Source organism: Paenibacillus sp. NN59, assembly GCF_057597225.1.
Window position 1 is genome coordinate 2,575,260 of sequence record NZ_CP199678.1, and the last position, 23,121, is coordinate 2,598,380.

Sequence of the window (23,121 nt, forward strand, 5' to 3'; positions counted from 1 at the left end):
CGATTTCTTTTTTACAAATATATAGTTGGATAACTATAATAATATCGTGTATCCCAGCCGTCCTTTACAGGGCGGCTTTTTATGTTGAACAAGGATTTCATTCCTTTATTGTTTCACCCCCCTGTAGGCCACTGCATACGATAAGGCATACATGTGGTGAAAGGAGTGACGTCCCGATGCTGACCGGAGTCCGGATAGTCGTTCTTGGCGGAGATGCAAGGCAACTTGAAGTCATTCAAAAATGCGCCGAGCTCGATGCGACGGTAAGTGTAGTAGGCTTCGATCAACTGGAGCAAGTGATTCCGGGCATTGAGCACCGCGAGCTCAAGGATGAAGTATTTGCTTCTGCAGATGTACTGGTACTGCCTGTTGTGAGCTGTGATGATCAAGGAAAAGTGAGCTCTTCGTTTAGTGGTGAACCGATTGTTCTGAAAAAGGAACATATGGCCGCCCTGCCGGAGCATTGCACCGTATTTACTGGTATGGCAAAGCCGTTTTTGCGTGAACTTTGCGAGGAGAATGGCCTTCGGCTTGTGGAAGTGCTTGATCGTGATGATATCGCACTATACAACTCTATTCCGACAGCGGAGGGAGCCATCGCCATTGCAATTAAAGAAACGGATTTTACGATTCACGGGTCTGAATGCATCGTGCTTGGCATCGGTCGAACAGGGTTTACGCTAGCCAAAACATTGCAAGGACTTGGAGCTAATGTACGAGTGGGAATTCGGCGGAATGAGGATGTTGCCAGAGCAACAATCATGGGCTGGAAGCCTTTCATGACAACGGATTTGGCCGCTCAAACCGGGGAAGTTGACTTGCTTTTTAATACGATACCGACTATGATAATCACAGCACAAATCCTGTCCAGAATGCCTCAAAAAGCGGTTATTATTGACCTTGCATCCGCCCCTGGCGGCTGCGACTTTAGATATGCCGACAAACGTGGCATCAAGGCACTGCTCGCACCTGGCCTCCCCGGCATTGTTGCTCCCAAAACGGCTGGCGGCATTATTGCCGACGCGTTAATCCGTTTGCTTTTGGAAGAACAGAACGCACGGGAGGTTAAATCATGAACTGGCAGGGTAAAACGGTAGGTTACGCAATTACGGGGTCTCATTGTACTTTTGAAGAGGTTATGCCGGTCATTAGCCGCTTTGTATCCGAAGGCGCGAATGTCGTTCCGATTATTTCCAACTCGGTACTGACGACAGATACACGTTTCGGTACAGCGCAGAATTGGCAAAAACAATTGAAAGATATAACGGGTAATGATATCATCTCTACAATTGTTGAGGCGGAGCCTTTAGGGCCCTCTAAGCTGCTTGATGTGCTGGTCATTGCTCCATGTACGGGGAATACCACAAGCAAGCTGGCGAACGCGATGACGGATAGTCCGGTGCTTATGGCTGCAAAAGCGCAGATGCGTAATCAGCGTCCGCTTGTGCTGGCGATATCGACGAATGATGGACTTGGTTTGAATGCAGCAAATATAGCTAAATTATTAGTGGCCAAATATGTATATTTTGTACCGTTTGGTCAAGATGATCCAATGAAAAAACCAAACTCGTTAGTTGCCAAAATGGAACTTATCCCGGAGGCTTGCTGGAGTGCACTAGAAGGAAAGCAATTGCAACCGATGATTGTGGAGCGTGCTCCACAGGCTTAAGGATGGCATTTAGGGCAATAACGGCAATGCGCTTGGAGAAATGAAGAAGGGTACGAGAGACAAAGAAAATCATGGGGGACGATAGCTGGTCTATACAGCTACCTCTAAACACGTTCCTGTTCATAAGGGCATTCCTGCTTGCATATGATCTTCATGCAGCAAGCAGGAGAGATGTATTTGATATACATGTCATACATGCCGTATACATTGCTGAGATTATCGCATCGGAACGCTCCCAAGGGTTATGCATTTGTTGATTTGACCCGTGTCCAGTCTTCTTGCGTACACAAATGGAGGAATAAAGATGCGTATTATGGTACAAAAATTTGGAGGTACATCGCTCTCTACAGTGCAAGCAAGAGAGCATGTGCTCCGGCATGTTAAACGTGAGCTCGAAGCGGGTTTTAACCTCGTTATTGTGGTTTCAGCTATGGGCCGCCGCGGTGAGCCGTATGCTACGGATACACTTTTGGACTGGGCTGCACAGAACGGAAATGCTCTATCTGCTCGGGAGAAAGATTTACTGCTGTGCTGTGGTGAAATTATTTCTGCAACAACGCTCAGCAGCTTGCTTGAACATGAAGGCATTCCAACTTCAGTGCTGACCGGCGCACAAGCGGGTTTTGTGACGGACGACAATTTCGGGAATGCCCGGATATTGGATGTCCGTCCTGTTCGTGTGCTGGAACAGCTTCAACTTGGTCGTGTTGTCATTGTAACTGGATTCCAGGGACAAACGGAAAAAGGCGATTTTACCACACTCGGACGCGGAGGCAGTGATACATCCGCTACAGCTCTGGGTGCAGCACTACGAGCTGAGATGGTGGACATCTACACGGACGTTAACGGGATATTAACGGCTGACCCTCGGATTGTTGAAGATGCTCGTCCACTAACCGTAGTAAGCTATGCAGAAATCTGTAACATGGCTCATCATGGGGCAAAGGTTATTCATCCGCGTGCCGTCGAGATTGCGATGCAATCGCAAATTCCCGTGCGGGTAAGATCTACTTTTGCCGATACAGAAGGTACGCTTGTTACCCATCCGGAAGGGTTTCAGGATGTACAGACAGGCATTATTGACCGCTATGTAACCGGTATTGCTTATGTGAGCAATGTTACGCAAATTACGGTGGATGTGCCTGGTGGGACGGATCGACTGCAATTAAAAGTTTTCAAAACGATGGCTGAAAATTCAATTAGCGTTGATTTTATTAATGTTACCCCCTCGGGAGTCGTCTATACCGTGTTTGATAGTGATTCAGAGAAGGCTTTACGCGTATTGCAGGAGATCGGTCTAAAGCCTCAAAGTCTGTCCGGCTGTGCCAAAGTATCTGTTATTGGCGGAGGAATTAACGGTGTGCCTGGAATTATGGCCCGCATTGTGGAGTCACTGACGCTCGCAGACATTCAGATTTTGCAATCAGCGGATTCCAACACGACGATCTGGGTGCTTGTCAAAAAAGAAGATATGGTTCAGGCCCTGAGGGCACTTCATACCTCATTCGAACTTCACTTGTAACTCACCCATGTTAGCGGACCCAGACTTGTTTTGAGGGAGGAATCGATTTGGACTTTGGAAGATTGATTACAGCAATGGTCACTCCGTTCAATGCACAAGGAGAGATACATTGGGAGGAAACGGCACGTCTCATCGATTATCTGATCGTTGATCAAAAGTCGGAGACTCTCGTGATTTCTGGTACAACAGGGGAGTCGCCAACACTTAGTGATACAGAGAAAGTTCAATTATTCGAATTTGCAGTGAAACATGCGGCTGGAAGGTGCAAGATTATAGCCGGGACGGGCAGCTACAATACAGCGCATTCTATCCATCTGACAGAGGAAGCTGAACGTGTCGGGGTAGACGGGGTATTATTAGTTGTACCGTACTACAACAAACCTAGCCAAGAAGGTATGTTTAGACATTTTGAAGCGATTGCTGCTGCAACGACGTTGCCAGTGATGCTGTACAATGTACCTGGACGTACTGTCGCAAACCTGTCTGCCGCAACCACATTGCTACTGGCACAAATCCCGAATATTGTGGCGACGAAGGAATGTGCATCCATGGAGCAGGTGACTTTAATAGCAGCGGGTGCGCCTGACCATTTCAGAGTCTATACAGGGGATGACGCAGCAGGTCTGCCTGCTATTGCAGTCGGTGCTCACGGTATTGTTAGCGTGGCGAGTCATGTCGTAGGTGCGGAGATGAAAAATATGATCGATGCCTTTTATGGCGGCGACCCTCTACAGGCGAGACGCATTCATCAGAAGCTCTTCCCGCTCTTCAAAGGGCTGTTTGAGTGCCCACAGCCTTTGCCTAATCCGGTAGCGGTAAAATATGCATTAACTTTACGCGGACTGGACGTAGGTTCAGTACGTCTGCCTTTGATTCCGCCTACTACGGAGGAGCAGGATTACATTAAAAATCTGCTTCAATTGTAAATAAAAGTTGGATTCTTTAGACGTTTATTAATGATAAGCATGAACGCTTTGTTTAATGAAAGAACCGCACCTCTCAAGTAGAGGCAGCGGTTCTTTTTTTGACGAGCGATGTAAGGTTTCTTTTTTTGCAGGAAGGGAAACCTACAGGTTAACGAGAGAGTGACTTGTTTTTTCTGTTTTTAATCATGTATAATGATGTCAAGTGACTGGGTGCGGTATTTTTTTGAAATTGAAAGCGACATCGTTTCGTTGGTGTGGCTTTGCGGTGAAAAAGGAAGGAACGGCTAAGAGGGGAAATTCGGATCCAACCTGTTGGTGATGGGGTATAACTTCGAAGAACTTCTTCCAGATATCGTGAATAAAGGTGTTCTTTTGCATTCATCCCTAATTCTTAGGGGTGTGATGTTTGAACTACTTTTCTTAACTTACAATAAATAATAAGGTACGACGTCCAACTACCATAGGAGGTTCAGATTCATTTGTCTAAGAAAAATAATAATAACGAGAAGCTGATGATTTTTGCATTGGGCGGCGTAGGCGAGATTGGTAAAAATATGTATGTTATCCAATACGCGAACGACATTGTAGTCGTAGACGCTGGTCTTAAATTCCCTGAAGAAGATATGCTTGGTATTGATATTGTCATCCCTGACATTTCGTACTTGACTGAGAACCGTGATAAAGTACGCGGCATTATTTTAACTCACGGACACGAGGATCACATCGGCGGTTTGCCATATGTCCTCAAACACTTGAATGTTCCTGTTTACGGAACAAGACTTACACTTGGTCTTGTCGAGAACAAACTGAAAGAAGCTAATTTGCTTGGTGAGACGAAACGTATCCTCATCAACGCAGATTCAGAGCTCGAACTGGGAACAACGCTGAAAGCATCATTCTTTGCTACTAACCATAGTATTCCGGATTCCGTCGGGGTATGTGTAGAAACGCCGGAAGGCGCAGTTGTTCACACGGGAGACTTTAAATTTGATCATACGCCAGTGAATGGTCAGTATGCAGATCTTCAACGTATGGCACAGATCGGAACCAACGGCGTACTTGCGTTGCTGTCTGACAGTACCAATGCGGAGAAACCTGGATTTACTCCATCTGAGAAAAACGTAGGCATTGTGCTGGAAGATATTTTCCGCAAAGCTAGCCAACGTGTCGTTGTCGCAACGTTTGCTTCCAACGTGCACCGTATTCAACAGGTGATCAATGCAGCAGAGGTTACTGGGCGTAAAGTTGCAGTGATCGGACGTAGCATGGTAAATGTGGTGGGGATCGCTTCTGATTTAGGTTATCTGGAAATTCCAGACGGAATGATCATTGAGCCGGAAGAAGTTGGAAAAATGGCTGCAGATCGTGTAGTTATCCTTTGCACAGGTAGCCAAGGTGAGCCAATGTCCGCATTGACACGTATGGCGCGTTCTACGCATCGTAAAGTGGACATCCTTCCTGGAGATACTGTTATCATTGCGGCAACACCAGTACCAGGAAACGAAAAGTATGTAGGCCGTACAATTGACGAACTGTTCCGTTTGGGAGCTAACGTACATTACAGCGGTGCTAACAGTGGCGTTCACGTATCTGGTCACGGAAGTCAGGAAGAATTGAAGCTTATGCTCAACCTGATGAAACCGAAATACTTCCTGCCGATTCACGGTGAATTCCGGATGCAACGTCGTCACGCGGTTCTCGCTGAATCTGTAGGCATCGACCCGGACAATATTTTCATTACGGATATCGGTGAAGTTGTCGAGATTCAAGGCGGAGCTGCACGTAAAGCAGGTAAAGTAACTGCAGGTAACGTGTTGATTGATGGTCTGGGTGTAGGTGATGTTGGTAACATCGTATTGCGTGATCGTAAGTTGCTGTCGCAGGATGGTATTCTGGTTGTCGTGGTAACACTCAGCAAGCAGGATGGTAAAATCGTCTCTGGTCCGGATATTATCTCCCGCGGATTCGTGTATGTACGTGAATCAGAAGGACTGCTGGATGAGGCTAATCGCATTGTAAGCAGTACTTTGCAGAAGCTGATGAGTGAAAATGTAAACGAGTGGGCATCACTTAAAACAAATGTTAAAGATGCTTTGGGACGTTTCCTGTATGAGCAAACGCGTCGTAGACCGATGATTTTGCCAATCATTATGGAAGTTTAAAATAAGTTTAATGAAAAACATATAATCAGGCACACAGTCGCCCCTTCTCTACGAGTAATATTGGACGGTTCCTCGTAGAGAAGGGGCTTTTTTGTGTTTTTAAAAGGGAGTATGAGAGGGAAGCAAAAATTTCAAAGACTGATTGATGGAAAAGTTTGTTCAGGGAAAGTATAAGGTCGTTGACAGATTCCCCATACTAAGGAAAAGACAACAATTATATTTTTCAGGAGAAGGAGACAGCATTTTATGAATGAGCAGATGAATGACAACAAACGAATGCCAAAATCCAATCAGTCGGAGGCCGAAGCTCCAGATATTCCGGTGCAGGAGGAGAAGCAATTTTCTCCAGTCACAGAATCCATTCAGCAGTTCGGGCAAACACAGTCACCAGCCAGTGAATCTAATATTTTCTGTATGACCATTATCGGTCAGGTAGAGGGACATTTGATTTTACCCCCACAGAACAAAACAACCAAATATGAGCATATTATCCCGCAGCTGGTAGCGGCAGAACAAAATCCGAAGATTGAAGGCATTTTGATTATTCTCAATACGGTAGGTGGCGATGTGGAGGCTGGACTTGCTATTGCTGAGATGATTGCCTCTTTGAGCAAACCAACGGTGACCGTTGTCATTGGAGGAGGGCATAGTATTGGTGTACCTATTGCAGTTGCTTCCACGTACTCGCTTATTGCGGGAAGTGCCACAATGACGATTCACCCGATACGTATGAACGGACTTGTCATAGGTGTACCCCAGACGTTTGAATACATGGAGAAGATGCAGGAACGTGTTGTACGGTTTGTAACTTCGCACTCTAACATTTCCGAAGACATGTTCAAAGAATTGATGTTTAAGACAGGAGAGTTGAATCGGGATATTGGAACAGCGGTAGGAAGTGCGGACGCAGTGAAGTACGGTTTGATGGATGCTGTTGGTGGTATTGGTCAAGCCATTGCACAATTGAACAAGCTTATGGGAGATAAAAGACAATCGATGCAGGCGGGAGGATACACGCAATGACAATGTATACTGTGATGCCTCCAGAGCAACTATGGTCAGGCATGTGGACAGAGGCGGGGGATACGAAAGAGATTCGAATGAATGGTTTGTTAATGCAGGTCAGACCGGTAAACGACACCGAGGCTGTTATTGTGCGTTTACTTGACTGCCCACTTGAAGCGTATCTGGACCCGTCCAATCTGCCGGGCGCAACCGTTCCGCTTTCGGGTAACACAAGTCCAACATAACGCGACGAATTCAGACAAATGGTGCAGAAAAAGAACATATGTACGGAATATATTTGTATGGTATAATATTCTTCTGGGGGTGACCTGATTTTGGCCAGAAGAAAAAAGAGGAAAAAAAAGGGTGCCGGATTTAGTGGCGTCTTAAAATATGAAATTTATGGCATTGTGCTAATCACGCTGGCAGTTATAGCACTATCGGGTGAAGCTACAGTGGGACGCTCGCTTTCCAAGATGTTTGGACTGATGCTTGGCAAGTTTTATTTTGCGATTCCGCTTGTGGGCATATATTACGGTTTGATGGTGATGATTCATCGGAAGTGGCCGAGTGGCTGGACTACACGCAAGACTGGTTTGGTACTGCTCGTCTTTGCGTTAACCTTGATGAGCACCATATCCGCCATGCATCAGAAGCTGCTTCCGGTTGACGCACTTGAACCAGGTGCGGTGCTGACCCAGGTACATAATGATATGCAAATTGAACTATTGACACCTGCTGCCTCTGGAGAACGGGATTCCATGCTGGGTAAGGATATTAGCGGCGGGTATCTTGGTGCAGGACAGTTTGCTTTATTTTTGTGGTTATTTGGCAGTCTAGGCGCAAGATTGATCATGATCGTCATGTTTGTGATTAGCTTTATGCTTGTTACGGGATTGTCCTATGTTGATTTGATACGCATATTCCGAACAAAGATTTGGGATGCTGGCAGCTCGATGTACAAAAAGCTGGAATCCAGACCAGCAAAACGTTCCGCTTCCAGTGTTGCGGGGATTAAGAAAAACAACGCACGTAAACTCGCACCTGTACCCGTTGATGATGAGGAAGAGGATGACGAATATGATTCTCCCGATTCCCAAGAAGGACAGCTGCCCAAACGTAAGGCACCGATATTCTTCCAGTTGTTTGGAAAATGGGGGGCGGATCGTCAGCCCGCGAAGCAGGCTGATGAATCATCGGACACAGATGTGCTTGAATCGGAACAGGTCGTTTATCGTGCTGGGCAGGAGTTGCCAACCGAGGCATGGTCTGGGGAGCCTGAGTCACCTGTGATCAAAGGTTCTGGTGTAGCAGCTGTTGGTGCAACAGCATCAGTAACGCAGACCAAGGCTGATTCGGCACCGATCATTCGTGACTTCTTTGAACATGTCAGATCAGATGGCTCTGACAAAGATGATGATCTGGATGATGCATATCCGTTCCCGGACGATCTGAATCATAACGACAGTACTCTGGATCAGGTAGACAAAGCGGATATTAAATTTACAGATGAACTGGTAGAAGCTGAGTGGACTGATGCGCATGACGCAACAGACAAGCTTCAAGCCGATCTTGAGCAAGAGATAACGGATGGAGCAGACGGACCGAGTGAAACGTTGAACTCAGGAACGGAGCAGGATGGTGTGACAGGAGAGAATGCGCAACCGGTCGTACCGCCACCACCACCGCCGAAGCCATACAAGCTTCCTTCGTTCCGTCTTTTGTCCAAGCCTAATAATAATGGAAAAGGCGCAGACCAGAAGGATTATATGCAGACAGCACGCAAGCTGGAAGCGACGCTAGAAAGTTTCGGTGTACGTGCCAAAGTTCTGGAGGTTGTCCGAGGTCCAGCGGTCACAAGGTATGAAATTCAGCCAGATATCGGGGTCAAGGTTAGCCGGATCGTCAGTCTTACCGATGATATCGCTCTAGCTCTGGCTGCGAAGGATATTCGGATGGAGGCACCAATTCCAGGAAAATCGGCAATTGGCATTGAAGTTCCGAATGGCGAGGTATCCGTTGTGACCATGCGTGAAGTGATGGAAACAGCCACGTTCCAGGATGCTGAATCCAAAGTAACGATCGCATTTGGACGTGATATATCAGGTCAGACGATCATTGGCAACTTGGCCCGTATGCCCCACTTGTTAGTGGCTGGTGCTACCGGATCAGGAAAGTCGGTATGTATCAACGGCATTATTACCAGCATTTTGTATAAAGCAAAGCCGGATGAGGTCAAGTTTCTAATGGTTGACCCCAAAATGGTTGAGTTGAATGTTTATAACGGAATTCCGCATCTGATGGCACCCGTTGTGACCGATCCGAAAAGAGCGTCGCTTGCGCTCAAAAAGATCGTAGTCGAGATGGAGAAAAGGTATGAGTTGTTCTCCAAATCAGGTACACGTAACGTTGAGGGATATAACAATCTGATGAAAGATAATCCGGCGGCGGTACTGCCTTACATTGTGGTTATTGTGGACGAGCTCGCTGATTTGATGATGGTAGCTGCTGGAGATGTAGAGGATGCGATTGCGCGTCTTGCGCAGATGGCTCGTGCAGCCGGCATTCACCTGATCATTGCGACGCAGCGTCCTTCCGTTGATGTTATTACAGGGGTAATCAAAGCCAATATTCCTTCACGGATTGCATTTGGCGTATCCTCACAAGTCGATTCACGGACGATCCTGGATATGGGCGGAGCGGAGAAACTGTTAGGTCGGGGCGATATGCTGTTCATGCCAATGGGTGCTTCCAAGCCAATTCGTGTTCAGGGTGCGTTTATGAGCGATGAGGAAGTTGAAAATATTGTGAATTATGTCCGAGGTCAAGGTGAAGCGCAGTATGATGAATCCCTTGTACCTGAGGTAGATGATTCCAATCAAGCAACGGAAGAAGTACAGGATGAGCTATACGAACAGGCTGTACAGATCATTCTGGAAGCGAAGCAGGCTTCGGTGTCACTCTTACAACGTCGAATGCGGGTAGGTTATACGCGTGCAGCGCGTTTGATTGACTCGATGGAAGCCAGAGGTGTGATTGGGCCATATGAAGGCAGCAAACCGCGCGAAGTCCTTGTTTCGCTGGAACAGTATCAACAGAACAAAATAAGCTCATAGCGAAGCATTAGAAAACCTTCAACCGTTATGGTTGAAGGTTTTTTGCTGTTTCACAGCTTTTGAGGTTTTGCCATTTGATCCAGAGTTCGGATCGATTGGTGCATAGGAAACAACACTGCTTGTCATAATAACGGTAGCGATTCTGTTAAATCCCACAAGAGAAAGGTAGAGCATAGTCGATGCGAAAAATGAACCTATGGCTTTTCACTGCTATTTTGCTGATAACCGCGCTTGGAATCCGTTATTTGCTTCCTGAGCATACAGCACCTCAAAGTGCTGCTCAGAACAACCCTCCAGTAGAGGAAAAAGCAGTGCCGACCTTCAGTAACAATACCGTGAAATATGGCAGTTACGGTCAGGATGTCTACGAGCTTCAGGGACGATTGAAGTATCTCGGTTTTTACAATGGCAAAATCGATAGTAATTTCGGCAGTAGCACGCTAAAATCAGTGAAATGGTTTCAATCTGAATTTGGCATGAAGGCAGATGGCGTGGTTGGAGCCAAAACGAAGCTAAAGCTGTATAACGCCAGCACCAAATGGTCCCCTACCGAGCCTCCTTTGCATAAAGAAGGAGCATCTGGCGGAGACACAGGCGGAGGTGGAGAACCTTCAAGTAATGAGAAGGACAATATGGGTTCTGCCAATGCGCTCGGACTCTCCGAGAACGAGCTTAAAATTATGGCGAATGCCGTATATGGCGAAGCGCGAGGAGAACCGTTTGAAGGTCAGGTAGCCGTAGCCGCTGTTATTCTGAATCGCGTAAACTCAACAAGTTTTCCATCTACGCCTTCTGGGGTCATCTTTCAACCGGGAGCCTTTACAGCCGTAGCAGATGGACAGATTTATCTGGAGCCCAATGCACAGGCGAAAAAAGCTGTAGAACAGGCATTGAACGGGTGGGACCCTTCCGGTGGATGTTTGTATTATTTTAACCCGAAGACAGCCACATCCAAATGGATATGGACTCGTCCGCAGGTGAAAACGATTGGGCAGCATATATTCTGCATGTAATCGGGCGGGAAGCAACCAGAAGGCATGACTTCGGTTGCTTCTTGGCTTTTGGATGGTTTAAAATGGTGGTTACGTTTAAGCTTGAGGAAATGTTATCTAAATGACGCCGTAAAGGGGTTTTGACATTTGAATACCGTAGCATTTGAACGAGGTAGCCGTAAACAGCTACGTATCCATGTGCTTCCAACCAAACGTTTCAAGACGTTCGCTATCTCACTGTATGCTGGAGTTCCGCTACGCGAGGACACCGTTACTCCCGTGGCACTGACACCGTTTGTTTTAAGAAGAGGGACGGAGTCGTATCCGGAAACAACGCAGTTTCGAGAGCAATTGGAGCACTTGTATGGAGCAGGATTTGGTTTTGACGTCTATAAACGCGGTGATTATCAGATTGTGCAGTTTCGTATGGACACCATTAATGATTCGTTTGTCGGAGGTGGGGAGCAGCAACTTCTGGATCGTTCGTTTGCGTTTCTTGGAGAAGTGTTGACCAAGCCCGCGAGGGAAAATGGACACTTCAAAACGTCGTATGTACAGGCAGAACGCGAGACGGTTCGTAAAAAGCTGGAGTCGATTGTGAACGATAAAATGCGTTATGCAGCTGAACGGTGTATCGAAGAAATGTGCAAGCATGAACCTTACCGGCTTCATCCCTTGGGTGAACGAAAAGCACTGCCAGCAATTGAACCTCCTGAATTAACAGCTACTTATGAAAACTGGCTAAAAGAAGCCAGTATGGACTTGTATGTGGTCGGGGATACAACTCTGGAAGAAGTGGAGGAACTGGTAGAGCGTCATTTTAACCTTGAACGCAAGACTTCCTCTGACTATCAGGCTCAGAAGGCGGTGCGTGGGGATGAGGAGCCAAATACGGTCATTGAACGGCTGAACATTGGGCAGGGCAAGCTGAACCTGGGGCTTCGCACTTCCATTACCTATGCAGACGATAAATACGCATCAGCGCTAATGTATAACGGTATTCTGGGTGGATACCCGCATTCGAAGCTGTTTGTCAATGTTCGTGAAAAAGAAAGCCTCGCCTATTATGCTTCTTCCAGATACGACGGGCACAAAGGCATTGCTACTGTTCAATCCGGGATTGAAATTCCCAATTATGAAAAAGCAGTGACCATCATCAAGCAGCAACTTGAGGAAATGAAACTTGGCCATATCACCGATCTGGAGATGTCCCAGACGAAAGCGATGATCCGTAATCTGTTAAAAGAAATGCAGGATGCTGCTTTTGAGATGATCGCTTACGATTTTAACCGTCAGTTGTCTGGTAAGGAGAGAACATCTGAAGAGCTACTTGCACAAATCGAGCAGATTACCAAGCAGGATGTTCGTGAGGCCGCAGAGCAGTTCCGTCTGGATACGATTTATTTCTTGCGGGACGAGAAGGAGGAATAGTCGTGGAGAGCATTCGGTATGAACATTTGCAGGAGACATTATATTACGAAGTAATGGCGAGTGGACTGCATGTCTATGTTTTGCCTAAACCGGGTTTTCAGAAAACATATGCCACCTTTGCGACCAAATACGGGTCAGTGGATAATCACTTTCAGGTGGAAGGGCAAGCCGAGGTAAAGGTGCCCGACGGTATTGCTCATTTTCTGGAACACAAAATGTTTGAGGAGCCAACGGGTGATATTTTTGCAACATTTGCTTCTCACGGTGCTTCTGCGAACGCTTTCACAAGTTTTGATCAGACCGTTTATTTGTTTTCGGCAACCGAAAATATGAACGAAAATATACAAACATTAGTTGATTTTGTGCAAAATCCGTACTTTACTGATCAGAACGTCAATAAGGAAAAAGGCATCATCGAACAAGAAATTAATATGTATGCCGATAATCCGGACTGGCGTGTTTATTTCGGGTTGATTGAAGCAATGTATCAAAAACATCCGGTGCATATTGATATTGCGGGCACGGTCCAATCCATTAACACGATCACCAAAGAAACGTTGTATACGTGTTATAACACATTTTATCACCCAAGTAACATGCTCTTGTTTGTTGTCGGCGGTGTTGAACCTGAGAAGGTCATTAGCATGGTTCGTTCCAATCAGGAGCAGAAAAATTTCGAGCCGCAGGGCCCGATTCACCGCTTCTTTGAATCAGAGCCTGAGCAGGTGGGGGAGGCCAGACGAGAGGTCAAATTATCCGTTTCCCTGCCGAAATGTTTGTTTGGATTCAAAGAAACGGATGTTGGACTTACAGGAGAGCCACTTTTGCGCCGGGACACGACCACGCAGCTGATGATGGATCTGTTGTTTGGTTCCAGCACGCGTCTGTTTCAGAAGCTTTATGATGAAGATCTGATCTCGGATAGTTTTGGACATGACTATATCAGTTCACCACAATATGCCTTCTCTGCAGTCGGTGGGGATACGAAAGACCCGGATCAATTGTTGAAACGGATACGCCAAGAAGTCGAAGCGATTATGCAAAAAGGATTCGATGCTTCCGATTTTGAACGTGCGCGCAAAAAGAAAATTGGTGGTTATTTGCGCATGCTCAATTCACCAGAAAACATTGCGAATGAATTCACACGGCAGCATTTCCGTGGCGGTGACTTTTTCAATATGATTTCATTGTATGAAACGATTACACTTCAAGATGTGAATCAAAGATTGAAAGAGCATATTCGTTGGGATCAGCTCGCTGTATCACTCGTTGTTAGTCCTTAACCATGGAGAGGGAATAGGACAGCGAAGGGTTCACTAGATTGAGAGTGAAAGTTATGGGGGGAACACATTGTGAAAGCTATAGGGGAAATGACTGTACTGGTTACTGGGGCTAGCGGAGGCATAGGAGCTGCAATTGCAGAGCGGTTTGCCAGTGTAGGTATGAATGTTGTATTGCACTACATGAAATCGCATGAAGCAGCCAATGAAGCGGCAAGACGTTGTATGGAGCGGGGAAATGGACGTATCATGACGGTTTCAGCTGATCTTCGCAGCAGGGAACAGATTCAGCGTATGCGGGAAAAATTGGCTGCTCACGAGTTGTTGCCGGATATTCTTGTGAACAACGCTGGTATATCTCACTATGGTTTGCTAGCGGATGTGACAGAGGAAATATGGGATGAAGTGATGGCAATTAATTTGAAAGGTACTTTTCTATGTACACAAGAGATGATGCCACATATGATCTCCCAAAGATACGGTAGAATTATTAATGTGTCGTCCATCTGGGGGCTATCTGGTGCATCTTGTGAGGTGTTGTATTCCACAACCAAGGGCGGGGTAAATGCCTTCACGAAGGCACTTGCGAAAGAGCTTGCTCCCTCCGGCGTTACGGTGAATGCCGTTGCTCCAGGGGCTGTTCAGACCACGATGTTAGACCACCTGGATCAGAGTGAGTTGAAGATGTTGGAAGAGGAGATTCCTGCGGGGCGACTGGCGCAGCCGGACGAAATTTCGTCACTGGTTTATTTTCTCGCGCTACCTGAGTCGGGATATATCAATGGACAGATTATCAGTCCGAATGGGGGCTGGCTGACTTAATGCCGTGTTCAAGTTGCAAGTCAGTGGATTGTGAACTTACAGCTTGATTTTAATTTTAAATGCTCGTATATAAAATGTCCCGAAAGCACATATTACAACTGTTGATTTTAAATCTCATGCGTCAGCCAAGGAGGATTTATCATGTCAACAGACAAAACAGTGGTTTCTAACTTCGACACATGGAAGAAGTTCCTGGGTGATCGCGTACTGCAAGCTGAGAGGATGGGGATGAGTGAAGAAACCATCAACAAACTGGCATACGAGATCGGCGACTTTCTGGATGAGAAAGTTGACCCGGCGAACCATTCCAACCGAGCATTGAAGGAACTATGGGATGTCGGCGATGCGGATGAGCGTCGTACGATTGCGTGCCTGATGGTCAAATTGGCCAAACAAAACGCATAAGGCTAGAGATGAAGAGCTCCCGCAAGGGGGCTTTTCTCTAATGATTACAAACGGATTACAGAGCTGTTCTTGTAATTCATTTTCATTTTATATATCATTAACGTGACCCATTTTTAGAAGATGACCCGAAATAGCGTCCAATGGACACGTTCGGATGTTGTCGAATAATGTGGAATAATGCATTACGGGGTGTATACATGGAAACTAAACAATGGTATATGGAATATAAAATACATAAGAACAGACCTGGTCTTTTGGGGGATATCGCCTCCATGCTAGGGATGCTTGAAGTCAATATATTGACCATCAACGGTGTTGAAGGCAAAACACGGGGCATGTTGCTCGAGTCAGATGATGACGAAAAGATTCGTCTACTGGGAGAGATGCTTGGTAAAGTCAACAGCATTACGGTATCTGCATTGCGTCAACCTAAATTGGTGGATATTCTGGCTGTACGTCACGGTAGGTACATTGACCGGGATTCAGATGATCGCAAAACATTTCGTTTTACTCGGGACGAACTTGGGTTATTAGTTGATTTTTTGGGTGAAGTATTTAAAAGAGAAGGCAATCAAGTTATCGGCTTGCGGGGTATGCCGCGAGTTGGTAAAACAGAGTCAATCATCGCAGGCAGTGTATGTGCCATGAAGCGTTGGACTTTTGTATCTTCTACCCTTCTTCGCCAAACGATACGTAGCCAGATGTCAGAAGATGAGTTAAACCCGAATAATGTATTTATTATCGATGGGATTGTCAGTACGATTCGCTCCAGTGAGCGGCACTATAATCTTTTGCAGGATATCATGTCGATGCCTAGTACGAAAGTGATTGAGCATCCGGATATTTTTGTGCAGGAATCCGAATATGATTATAATGATTTTGATATTATTATTGAATTGCGTAATAATCCTAACGAAGAAATTATTTATGATACGTTTACGGCAAGCTATACCGACGAACTGTAAAGCTCCGTACGGAATCATGGAATAGATCAGCAACAACTGAAGAGTTAAACATAAGGAGGAGATGGCATGTCTGAACTGGGTCAGCAGTTAAGAGAGGCCCGGCTGCAAAAAGGGATGAGTCTCGACGATGTACAGGAAATGACGAAAATTCGCAAGAGGTATTTGGAGGCTATAGAAGCAGGGGACTATAAAGTGTTACCCGGCAGCTTCTATGTGCGTGCATTTATAAAAACCTATGCGGAAACGGTGGGACTTAATGCCGATGAGCTGCTGGAAGGACACAAAAAGGACGTACCTGCGGAAACGGCGGAAGCAACGATGGAGCCGGTAATCCAGAAGCGCTCCAGCCGACCGGCGGAGCGGAGCAACCGCTGGATGTCTGTTGCTCTGATGTGGACTTTCCCTATTCTGATTATCGTGCTCTTGTATCTGTATATGGCAAACAACAAGGGCGATGACACCAATCCACAAGGGCTGGATGATACAAAGATTACGGACAGTCAAAAACCTGCTAATGACAAACCTGATCAACCATCCGATAACGGGCAAACTGCAACTCCGCCTGCAACCGATTCGGGATCGAATGATGCCGGTAAAGGTGATGCTGGCGGAAACGGCGGCGGTAATGAAACGAATGGTCAGACCGACGGAGAAAATAAAGGTCAAACCGATGGACAAACTGACGGACAAACGGATGGCCAAACAGGTGAGACCCCAGAGGGAACACCACCAACCACACCTGGTTCTGTTACTGTTTCTGAAGATGGAAAATCAGGCAATATTACAAACTTCAAAGTTAGCGGAAGCACGGGTCAGCCTGTAACCGTGACGATCAAGGCGACAGGTCATAGTTGGCTTGAAGTGTATAAAGGTGAGAATTCAAGCGGTGAGAAACTCGAGTATGGCAATACTGCTGACGGTGACACGTTCACATTTACATTGGACAGCGCTGGCATGTACATTAAATCCGGTTATGCGGCGGCAACAACAATTGATGTTGGCGGTCAAGTCGTAACGGACGGCAAAGCAACCAACCGCATTCGTCTTAAACTGGATACAGATAGCGCGGCTACTTCCACGGGAACTGAAGGCATGACAGGCACAACGACCAGTGGTTCCTCGGAAGGCGGAAGCTCCAGCAGCGAATAACCTGGCTAACTGCAGGGGACAATAATCTTGTCTTCAATTGCAGTTAACTTATGGTGAAGTGAGGTGGAAGGCCGTGACAGTCAGCTGGATCGTAACCGGTTTAGGGATCATTGTCAGCCTCCTGGGTTATTACCTGACTCCAAATGCCTGGGGTTACGGAATATTGGGCTTTGGACTTGCGCATATCGTGCTCGGTGTGCTCGATATGTTCAGACAGCCTAACCGTAGCCGGTATTAAGGTAGCTCGACCAGCAAGCATTTTTGGTGACCGAATGGTACTCCAAAAATGCTTTTTTCTATGAGTAAACATGACTAAAATTAGACTTTTGCTTGAAGTTTACTCTATAATGTTACAGAACATATGATTAATTGAAAGGGTGACTTGGTTTGAGTTCAGAAAATTCATTTGATATTGTGTCCAAAATGGACTTGCAAGAATTGACCAATGCCGTTACGCAAACGGAAAAAGAAATTGGTGCTCGTTATGATTTCAAGGGCAGTAAAAGTAGCTTGAAACTGGATAAGGATGCTCTTACGATTGTGTCTGATGATGAGACCAAATTAAAAGCGGTTATTGAAGTTTTACAATCCAAAATGGCAAAGCGTGGGCTTCCGCTGAAAAATATGGATTACGGGAAAGTGGAGCCAGCTTCTTCCGGTACAGTTCGCCAGCGTTTGAATTTCAAGCAGGGCATTGATCAAGATGTGGCTAAAAAAATCAATATCCTCATCCGTGATTCCAAACTGAAGGTGAAGAGTCAGATTCAGGGAGACCAGCTTCGGGTGACAGGTAAGAGCAAAAATGATCTGCAAGCCGTTATGCAACTTCTTAATGGAGCTAACTTGCCACTGGATCTGCAATATACTAATTTTAAATAAAATTCTTGTACAGAAATGTCTTTTTGACACTGTATTGGTACGTATATTATACTGAATGTGCATTGCTGGCAGTCATGCATCAAGTCCAGTCTTCATCGTTAGCTGACTTTGTGAAAAGCAGTACACTTCTGGAAGTCACCGGAGCGTTTAAAAGCAGTTTTGCGTTTGAGCGGTAGACTTTATTTTTTGCGTTTCTACATAGGCTTTTATGTAAATATAAGTCGACGTTTCAATCGTTCATTTCTTGCTTCAGATGATGAATACGGAATGTAAGATGATTGTTTGAAGTAATGGAGGATACAAAGGGAGGGCGTCTTGTGAATTTACCCAACCGGATTACGCTTGCACGAATTTGCTTAATCCCTTTTTTGATGGTGTTTCTGCTCGTGGATTTTCCGTTTTATCCAGAGCCGTTACATCTCGGGAGCTTTACGCTTCCGTATAATCAGTTAATTGCTGCTTTTATTTTTATCGTTGCTGCAAGCACGGATGGAATAGACGGCTATCTTGCAAGGAAAAACAATATGGTCACCAATCTGGGCAAACTGCTTGATCCTCTGGCAGACAAGCTTCTGGTTACCGCTGTTTTGATTTCATTGGTTCAAATGGGTAAGCTGGATTCATGGATTGCAGTCGTTATTATCAGCCGTGAATTTGCCGTGACCGGCCTACGTCAGATCGCCTTGTTGGACGGTTCGGTTGTAGCTGCGAGTGCTTGGGGTAAACTGAAAACAGTAGTACAGATTGTAGCCATTGTTTTGCTACTGCTGAACAATTTCCCCTTCTCATACACGGGTATTCATGTCGATGAAATTGCGGTATATGTAGCGGCTCTGATCACCATCTGGTCTGGAATTGACTACTTTATCAAAAACAAAAACTTGCTTCATTTATCAAAAGCGTAATGACTTAAGCTGAATCGGGTAATGATGAAAGACTCATTGGGTCAAAGGGCAATAGGAACTCATCCTATTGCCCTTTGACTACTCCACATATGTACAGGAGGAAGCCAAAATGAAGGCAGAGATTATTGCAGTTGGGACAGAGTTACTACTGGGACAGATCGTAAATACCAATGCCAGATACCTTTCCCGTGAACTTGCTGCAATGGGGATTGACGTATATTTTCAAACGGTAGTTGGAGATAATCAGAATCGGCTTAGTGAAGCGATACGCATCGCGCAGGGCCGTGCAGACATTATTTTATTTTCTGGAGGCATCGGTCCAACGCAGGATGATTTGACTAAAGACGCATTGGCTGCAGTGTTGAATCGGAAGTTGCATATTGACCGTATGGCTATGGATAAAATTGAAGGTTTCTTCCGCGATCGGAATGTGGAAATGACGGAAAATAATCGGCGCCAAGCCATTGTGCTTGAGGGTGGAACCCCTCTGGCGAATGAAACCGGACTTGCTGCCGGAAACGCGATTGCGGATAACGATAAATATTATGTTGTTATGCCTGGGCCACCTAAAGAACTGATTCCAATGTTCGAGCAGGAAGTCAAACCTTGGTTGCTTCAGCATGCTCTTACAGAAGAAATGCCGATTTATTCGCGAATGTTGAAATTCGCAGGCATTGGAGAATCTGCTCTGGAGGACCGTTTGCTTGACTTGATTGACGGACAGACAGACCCTACGATTGCTCCTTACGCGAGTGAGGGAGAAGTAACCGTACGTGTGTCTACCAAGGCTCCGAGCGAAGGAGAAGCCAAGCTAAAGCTGGATGCGATGGAAGTGCAGATTCGTGAGCGTTTATCTGAACATCTCTACGCTAACGAGGATGTGCCTATAGAGTACACGATTGTTACAATGATGTCTGATATGGGGCTGACTCTGAGCGCGGCTGAAAGTTGCACAGGAGGGCTTGTGATGCAGAGTTTAACTTCGGTGCCTGGAAGTGCCTCGATGTTAAAAGGTGGCATTGTATGTTACTCTAATGAGATCAAAGAAAAGCTGTTAAATGTGCCTCACAGTTACCTGGAGGGTGAAGATGCACCAGGTGCCGTTAGCCCAGAGGTGGCAAAAGTGCTTGCAGAGCAGATCCGTATGATCGGGGATGCTGATTTTGGATTGTCGATTACCGGAGTAGCCGGTCCGGGATATTCGGAACGTAAACCACCAGGCCTCGTGTTTATCGCTTTGGCTGAGCGTGGGAAGGATACGGAGATTCATGAACTCCGGATTAACGGTAACCGGGAAACGGTTCGGATTCGCTCGGCAAAAGCCATCCTGTATCGGTTATGGCAAAAGTTAGTCGCTATTGATTGATGATTACGCAGGCAGATTGCATTTGCATAATTGAGGAAGTATAATGATTGTAGACGGAAGAACCGTAAAATGTGGCTTTACAGCCTTGTTTACGGTTCTTTTTCTGTTTTTTCATCGATTTCCATGAGGAAGAGGCGCCTCGGCCTGAACAAAAAAAACGAATGTATGTTCGAAAAAAAGCTTGGCAAACGAGTTAAAACAAGGTATCATTATATTATAAACAGTAAAGGGTGTGAGTTTATTGTCAGACCGTCGTGCCGCGCTTGATATGGCGCTCCGTCAAATAGAGAAGCAATTTGGTAAAGGTTCCATCATGAAATTGGGTGAGTCAACTCACATGAATGTGGAAATTATTCCCAGCGGATCTTTGGCTTTGGATATTGCATTAGGAACAGGCGGCTTGCCGAAAGGCCGTATTGTTGAAATATATGGACCTGAATCTTCAGGTAAAACAACTGTGGCATTGCATGCCATTGCTGAAGTCCAACGTGTAGGTGGACAAGCTGCGTTTATCGATGCTGAGCATGCGCTTGATCCGAATTATGCAAGCAAACTGGGCGTTAACATTGATGAATTGCTCTTGTCACAACCGGATACAGGTGAGCAAGGATTGGAAATCGCCGAGGCTCTTGTACGAAGTGGTGCAGTAGACATCATTGTTATTGACTCGGTAGCAGCGCTTGTACCAAAAGCGGAGATTGAAGGAGAGATGGGAGATTCTCACGTTGGTCTGCAGGCTCGTTTGATGTCTCAGGCACTCCGTAAATTGTCCGGTGCAATCAGTAAATCTAAAACGATTGCCATCTTCATCAACCAGCTTCGTGAGAAAGTTGGTGTTATGTTTGGTAACCCGGAAACGACACCAGGTGGCCGTGCATTAAAGTTCTATTCCACGGTTCGTCTAGATGTACGCCGTATTGAGAGTATCAAATCGGGAAATGACATTACAGGTAACCGTACCCGTATTAAAGTTGTTAAAAACAAAGTGGCACCTCCGTTCAAACAAGCGGAAGTTGACATTATGTATGGTGAAGGTATTTCCAAAGAGGGAAGTATCATCGATATCGGTACAGAGCTGGATATCGTCAACAAAAGCGGTGCTTGGTATTCGTATGAAGGTGAACGTTTAGGGCAAGGCCGTGAGAACGCGAAGCAGTTTATGAAAGAACATAAAGAAATTGCGGATGTGATTGAGCAGAAAATTCGTGAAGCCAGCAATTTGACAACGGCTGTTCCCGCTCCAACGAGTGAAGAGCAAGAAAAAGAAGCGGCTGAAGAACAGGAATTATTCGAAATTAATGAGTAATTTCTTCTGTGCGGGAAGACTTTGATCTTCTGTCACAGTATGAACTTTGTATTGAGCGACTGCTAATGCTTAGCTAGCTAAATAGGATTGGTTTTTCGCGTTGCTAACAGCCTCTGTCCATTCCGGACAGAGGCTGTTAGCATCTATGCCATCTGTAACCTAAATAAAGGGGAGTGTGAAGATCATAGTGAAATATCGCCAAAATGAGCAAGAATATAATGTGCATGATGATGACGAAGAATTGCAAGAAGCAGCAGAATTAAATGAGTTCTCCCAATTTCCAGATGATGAAGAACTTATCATTACTCGGGTAGAACGCACCAAGAGCAGAGAGGCGCGCTACCGGATTTCATTTGGTCACTATTCGCTTACGGTTCTGGAAGATGTGATGATTAAGTACAGGATGACACGTGGCAACATTTTTATGAAGAAAGATCTGGAGGAAATTATCGTTGCGGATGAACGCCAGAGGACGTACGTGCAGTCACTGCGTTTTTTGGAGTTTAAGCAGCGGACACGTCATGAATTACGGCAAAAGCTAAAGCAAAAGGAGTTCGCGGCACCGATTATTGAAGAGGTCCTCGATCGGCTTGAGCAAGAAAAGCTTGTCGATGATGACCTGTTTGCCAAGGAATGGACAAGACAGCGTATGGAGGGGCAGCGGAAGGGAAAACTGTGGATAAGGCAAGAATTGCGTCAAAAAGGAATTACAAATGAACTTATTGCGGAGGTACTGGATGATGTTAGTGCGGATGCAGAATTCGACACGGCATTAACAGCTGGCCGTAAGAAGTGGAAACAAGTTCGAGGAGACGTGCAGGAGAAGAAACGTAAAACGTTCCCGTACTTGATGCGACGCGGTTTTAGCATGGATCTGGTGCGCCGAGTCATGAATCGTTTAATGGAAGAGGATGGGGCAGAAGATGCCAAAGAGGATGAAGCATTGTTATGGGACTAGACGAGGAGACTAACAATACTGCATTCTCTTGACAATTTCTTTCGTCAAATACTAAAATGGACATGAGTCTGTAAGAAATGGACAACCCTTTTTCCTTCCAAAAAAGCGGTTTCGGTTTCTTCAGATTTAGTCCATTCCTGATTATGGGTTCACTGGAAACAGTGGATAGTACATGTAATCATGTACATGTGAAATGAAAATCGGCGGGGGATCGCCGTGAGTATTCGTTATTCCCAAACATATGTAAGGCATGAAAACAGAAA

Annotated in this window: 21 protein-coding genes; all 21 read left to right on the forward strand. The window is 45.8% G+C overall.

The features are described from left to right. Positions 1-176 precede the first annotated feature (176 nt). Positions 177-1,076, forward strand: a complete 900-nt coding sequence (gene dpsA, locus ACT89M_RS11480; protein WP_090923824.1) for a dipicolinate synthase subunit DpsA — start codon at positions 177-179, stop codon at positions 1,074-1,076. Then, positions 1,073-1,669 carry a dipicolinate synthase subunit B gene (locus tag ACT89M_RS11485; protein WP_123064494.1) on the forward strand — a complete coding sequence of 199 codons (597 nt, stop codon included), beginning with the start codon at positions 1,073-1,075 and terminating at the stop codon, positions 1,667-1,669. Before dpsA ends, ACT89M_RS11485 begins: the two co-directional genes overlap by 4 nt. Positions 1,670-1,973: 304 nt before the next feature. Then, positions 1,974-3,191, forward strand: coding sequence for an aspartate kinase (dapG, locus tag ACT89M_RS11490; protein ID WP_154886341.1), 1,218 nt, complete (start codon positions 1,974-1,976; stop codon positions 3,189-3,191). A 47-nt stretch (positions 3,192-3,238) separates the two neighbouring features. Then, a complete protein-coding gene (gene dapA, locus ACT89M_RS11495; RefSeq protein ID WP_341181884.1) occupies positions 3,239-4,117 on the forward strand; it encodes a 4-hydroxy-tetrahydrodipicolinate synthase in 879 nt (292 codons plus the stop codon). Between the two features lie 512 nt (positions 4,118-4,629). Further along, on the forward strand, positions 4,630-6,279 hold the full coding sequence (locus ACT89M_RS11500; RefSeq protein WP_373323207.1) for a ribonuclease J: 1,650 nt from the start codon (positions 4,630-4,632) through the stop codon (positions 6,277-6,279). A 246-nt stretch (positions 6,280-6,525) separates the two neighbouring features. Beyond that, positions 6,526-7,302 carry a ClpP family protease gene (locus ACT89M_RS11505; protein ID WP_373323190.1) on the forward strand — a complete coding sequence of 259 codons (777 nt, stop codon included), beginning with the start codon at positions 6,526-6,528 and terminating at the stop codon, positions 7,300-7,302. After that, positions 7,299-7,529 carry a YlzJ-like family protein gene (locus ACT89M_RS11510; protein ID WP_090923819.1) on the forward strand — a complete coding sequence of 77 codons (231 nt, stop codon included), beginning with the start codon at positions 7,299-7,301 and terminating at the stop codon, positions 7,527-7,529. The genes ACT89M_RS11505 and ACT89M_RS11510 overlap by 4 nt, the downstream gene beginning before the upstream one ends. A gap of 90 nt (positions 7,530-7,619) precedes the next feature. After that, positions 7,620-10,400 carry an FtsK/SpoIIIE family DNA translocase gene (locus ACT89M_RS11515; protein ID WP_308722031.1) on the forward strand — a complete coding sequence of 927 codons (2,781 nt, stop codon included), beginning with the start codon at positions 7,620-7,622 and terminating at the stop codon, positions 10,398-10,400. A 179-nt stretch (positions 10,401-10,579) separates the two neighbouring features. Then, positions 10,580-11,413 (forward strand): spore cortex-lytic enzyme, encoded by an 834-nt coding sequence (gene sleB / locus ACT89M_RS11520; RefSeq protein ID WP_090923817.1) that lies wholly within the window; start codon positions 10,580-10,582, stop codon positions 11,411-11,413. Positions 11,414-11,539: 126 nt separating this feature from the next. Next, the gene (gene yfmF / locus ACT89M_RS11525; RefSeq protein WP_154886338.1) at positions 11,540-12,823 is read left to right on the forward strand and encodes an EF-P 5-aminopentanol modification-associated protein YfmF; all 1,284 of its coding nucleotides are present in this window, start codon (positions 11,540-11,542) and stop codon (positions 12,821-12,823) included. 2 nt (positions 12,824-12,825) lie between these two features. Further along, on the forward strand, positions 12,826-14,106 hold the full coding sequence (yfmH, locus tag ACT89M_RS11530; RefSeq protein ID WP_308722030.1) for an EF-P 5-aminopentanol modification-associated protein YfmH: 1,281 nt from the start codon (positions 12,826-12,828) through the stop codon (positions 14,104-14,106). An 87-nt stretch (positions 14,107-14,193) separates the two neighbouring features. Then, positions 14,194-14,925, forward strand: coding sequence for an elongation factor P 5-aminopentanone reductase (gene ymfI / locus ACT89M_RS11535; RefSeq protein WP_090923945.1), 732 nt, complete (start codon positions 14,194-14,196; stop codon positions 14,923-14,925). 141 nt (positions 14,926-15,066) lie between these two features. Then, positions 15,067-15,330, forward strand: coding sequence for a DUF3243 domain-containing protein (locus tag ACT89M_RS11540; protein WP_090923814.1), 264 nt, complete (start codon positions 15,067-15,069; stop codon positions 15,328-15,330). Between the two features lie 197 nt (positions 15,331-15,527). Continuing rightward, the gene (locus ACT89M_RS11545; protein ID WP_090923944.1) at positions 15,528-16,295 is read left to right on the forward strand and encodes a DUF3388 domain-containing protein; all 768 of its coding nucleotides are present in this window, start codon (positions 15,528-15,530) and stop codon (positions 16,293-16,295) included. A gap of 66 nt (positions 16,296-16,361) precedes the next feature. Further along, positions 16,362-17,444 carry a helix-turn-helix domain-containing protein gene (locus ACT89M_RS11550; protein ID WP_154886337.1) on the forward strand — a complete coding sequence of 361 codons (1,083 nt, stop codon included), beginning with the start codon at positions 16,362-16,364 and terminating at the stop codon, positions 17,442-17,444. Between the two features lie 73 nt (positions 17,445-17,517). Continuing rightward, positions 17,518-17,682, forward strand: coding sequence for a hypothetical protein (locus tag ACT89M_RS11555; RefSeq protein ID WP_167375816.1), 165 nt, complete (start codon positions 17,518-17,520; stop codon positions 17,680-17,682). A 149-nt stretch (positions 17,683-17,831) separates the two neighbouring features. Continuing rightward, positions 17,832-18,323 (forward strand): YajQ family cyclic di-GMP-binding protein, encoded by a 492-nt coding sequence (locus tag ACT89M_RS11560; RefSeq protein ID WP_090923812.1) that lies wholly within the window; start codon positions 17,832-17,834, stop codon positions 18,321-18,323. Positions 18,324-18,640: 317 nt separating this feature from the next. Next, the gene (gene pgsA / locus ACT89M_RS11565) at positions 18,641-19,228 is read left to right on the forward strand and encodes a CDP-diacylglycerol--glycerol-3-phosphate 3-phosphatidyltransferase (RefSeq protein ID WP_090923811.1); all 588 of its coding nucleotides are present in this window, start codon (positions 18,641-18,643) and stop codon (positions 19,226-19,228) included. A 109-nt stretch (positions 19,229-19,337) separates the two neighbouring features. Beyond that, positions 19,338-20,594 (forward strand): competence/damage-inducible protein A, encoded by a 1,257-nt coding sequence (locus tag ACT89M_RS11570; protein ID WP_154886336.1) that lies wholly within the window; start codon positions 19,338-19,340, stop codon positions 20,592-20,594. A 241-nt stretch (positions 20,595-20,835) separates the two neighbouring features. Next, complete coding sequence (recA, locus tag ACT89M_RS11575; protein ID WP_090923809.1) at positions 20,836-21,900, forward strand: recombinase RecA; 1,065 nt, start codon at positions 20,836-20,838, stop codon at positions 21,898-21,900. 187 nt (positions 21,901-22,087) lie between these two features. Beyond that, positions 22,088-22,858, forward strand: coding sequence for a regulatory protein RecX (locus ACT89M_RS11580; RefSeq protein WP_373323189.1), 771 nt, complete (start codon positions 22,088-22,090; stop codon positions 22,856-22,858). Positions 22,859-23,121: the final 263 nt, after the last annotated feature.

Bases quoted from the DNA above. Each gene is read 5' to 3' on its own strand.
- dpsA (WP_090923824.1), top strand. From the start codon at position 177: ATGCTGACCGGAGTCCGGATAGTCGTTCTTGGCGGAGATGCAAGGCAA.
- ACT89M_RS11485 (WP_123064494.1), top strand. From the start codon at position 1,073: ATGAACTGGCAGGGTAAAACGGTAGGTTACGCAATTACGGGGTCTCAT.
- dapG (WP_154886341.1), top strand. From the start codon at position 1,974: ATGCGTATTATGGTACAAAAATTTGGAGGTACATCGCTCTCTACAGTG.
- ACT89M_RS11500 (WP_373323207.1), top strand. From the start codon at position 4,630: ATGATTTTTGCATTGGGCGGCGTAGGCGAGATTGGTAAAAATATGTAT.
- ACT89M_RS11505 (WP_373323190.1), top strand. From the start codon at position 6,526: ATGAATGAGCAGATGAATGACAACAAACGAATGCCAAAATCCAATCAG.
- ACT89M_RS11510 (WP_090923819.1), top strand. From the start codon at position 7,299: ATGACAATGTATACTGTGATGCCTCCAGAGCAACTATGGTCAGGCATG.
- sleB (WP_090923817.1), top strand. From the start codon at position 10,580: ATGCGAAAAATGAACCTATGGCTTTTCACTGCTATTTTGCTGATAACC.
- ymfI (WP_090923945.1), top strand. From the start codon at position 14,194: ATGACTGTACTGGTTACTGGGGCTAGCGGAGGCATAGGAGCTGCAATT.
- ACT89M_RS11540 (WP_090923814.1), top strand. From the start codon at position 15,067: ATGTCAACAGACAAAACAGTGGTTTCTAACTTCGACACATGGAAGAAG.
- ACT89M_RS11545 (WP_090923944.1), top strand. From the start codon at position 15,528: ATGGAAACTAAACAATGGTATATGGAATATAAAATACATAAGAACAGA.
- ACT89M_RS11550 (WP_154886337.1), top strand. From the start codon at position 16,362: ATGTCTGAACTGGGTCAGCAGTTAAGAGAGGCCCGGCTGCAAAAAGGG.
- ACT89M_RS11570 (WP_154886336.1), top strand. From the start codon at position 19,338: ATGAAGGCAGAGATTATTGCAGTTGGGACAGAGTTACTACTGGGACAG.